This window comes from Morganella sp. HMSC11D09 (assembly GCF_001807955.1).
GTDB classification, from domain to species: Bacteria; Pseudomonadota; Gammaproteobacteria; order Enterobacterales; family Enterobacteriaceae; genus Morganella; species Morganella morganii.
The window spans coordinates 1-1,989 of the sequence record NZ_KV791670.1; the positions used below are offsets into that span (position 1 = coordinate 1).

The following is a 1,989-nucleotide window of genomic DNA, read 5'->3' on the forward strand; positions in this document are numbered from 1 at the left end:
GGCTGAGGGCGAAATGACACCCTAAGCGTTAGCTCTGTGTCGTTGCACGATGTCAGCGACGGTATTCTTGCTGATACCGAGCTCGCGTGCGATCCAGCGATAGCTGCGTCCCTCGGCCCTCATCGCAACCACCTTAGGCAAAAGTCGGTCTGATTTTGGTCGCACTCCGGCCTGACGACCAAGCCTCTTACCACGTGCCTTCGCAACAGCAAGGCCTGACTTGACCCGCTCGCTGATGAGATCCCGCTCAAACTCCGCAATGCCGGAAAGAAACGTCGCCAGCATTCGTCCATACGGCGACGAAAGATCGAACGCCATTCCATTCATGGCTATCACGGAAACCTTCCAGTTCTCCAGTTCACGTAGCGTATTGAGCAGATCGAGCGTCGAGCGCCCCCACCGGGAAAGCTCAGTGACCAGGATTGCATCAATTTGTCTGGACTGGGCAAGCGCCAGGACTTTCTTTCGCTCGGCCCGGTCGAGTTTAGTTCCTGAACCTGTTTCCTTAAATATTCCCACCACGTCGTAGCCGGCACGGCCGGCGAAGGCTCGCAGATCAAATTCCTGGCGTTCACAAGACTGATCCGCTGTTGAAACCCGGCAGTAAATGGCGGCACGATGTCCCAATTGAACCCTCCTGGATTTTTGTATCGGAACGCCCTGATTTATATGGGCTGGCTGTTGTCCAAAACAGACTATACTTCAAAAGGGACGAATTTGTATGTCACGACGCCATATTTTCACCGAACGGCAGCGAGCAGCGCTGTTCGATCTGCCCACGGACGAACTGTCGCTACTGAAGTTCTACACGCTGGGCGATGATGACCTGGAAAACATTAGGCAGCGCCGCAGACCGGAAAACAGGATTGGCTTTGCCCTGCAACTTTGTGCCTTACGATATCCGGGCCGTGCACTGGCTCCTGGTGAGATGATCCCGCGTGAAGTCCTTTCCTTCGTCGGTGCTCAGCTTGGAGTTCCGGCTGATGCGCTTCTCACTTATGCCACACGGCGCCAAACCCGTCAGCAGCACATGGACACGCTGCGCGAAATTTACGGCTACAAGACCTTCACGGGCCGTGGTGCCCGTGATCTGCGGGAGTGGACTTTCGGCCAGGCCGAAGATGCCAGATCAAACGAGGATCTTGCTCATCGTTTTATTGTGCGGTGTCGGGAAACTTCCACCATTCTGCCCGCAGTATCGACAATCGAGCGCTTGTGCGCGGATGCTCTGGTCGCCGCTGAGCGGCGGATTGAAACGCGGATTGCGGAAAATTTAACAGCGGATGTTCGCGATCACCTGGACAAACTTCTGAGTGAAATGCTCGCCGGCAATATCAGTCGTTTCATCTGGCTTCGCAACTTCGAGGTTGGTAACAACTCGGCTGCTGCTAACCGTTTGCTCGACAGGCTCGAATTTCTGCGTACCCTGAATATCAATCATAGTGCTTTGGCCAGCATACCTGCCCATCGCATTGCCCGGCTGCGTCGGCAGGGTGAACGCTACTTCACCGACGGTTTGCGTGACATCACTTCGGACCGCCGCTGGGCGATCCTTGCCGTCTGTGTTGTGGAGTGGGAAGCGGCGATTGCTGATGCCATAGTCGAAACCCATGACAGGATCGTAGGAAAAACCTGGCGGGAAGCGAAGCGCCAGCATGACGAAACAATTTCCGGCTCTAAAGCCACACTCACGGATACGATCCGTACCTTCACCGCGCTGGGAGCTTCGTTGCTTGAGGCCCGCAGTGACGGAACCCCGCTGGAGATGGCTGTCGCCAGTTCGGTTGCATGGGACCGGCTCGCTCAACTGGTAGCGACAGGGACTCAACTCAGCAACACGCTAGCCGATGAGCCTCTTGCATATGTCGGGCAGGGATACCATCGCTTTCGTCGTTATGCGCCCCGCATGTTGCGCTGTCTGAAGCTCGAAGCCGCGCCGGTCGCCGGACCATTGGTAGCAGCAGCTTTGTCGATCGGAGAGATGAAAGG

At 56.2% G+C, this 1,989-nt stretch carries 1 protein-coding gene and 1 pseudogene; one reads left to right on the top strand and one right to left on the bottom strand.

Going from position 1 to position 1,989, the window contains the following annotated elements:
* Positions 1-21 precede the first annotated feature (21 nt).
* Positions 22-627, bottom strand: coding sequence for a recombinase family protein (locus HMPREF3119_RS06045; protein WP_000509966.1), 606 nt, complete (start codon positions 625-627; stop codon positions 22-24).
* Positions 628-721: 94 nt separating this feature from the next.
* Between HMPREF3119_RS06045 and HMPREF3119_RS06050 the strand changes: the two are divergent.
* Positions 722-1,989 (top strand): annotated as a pseudogene (locus HMPREF3119_RS06050) (Tn3-like element Tn5403 family transposase); the annotation flags it as partial.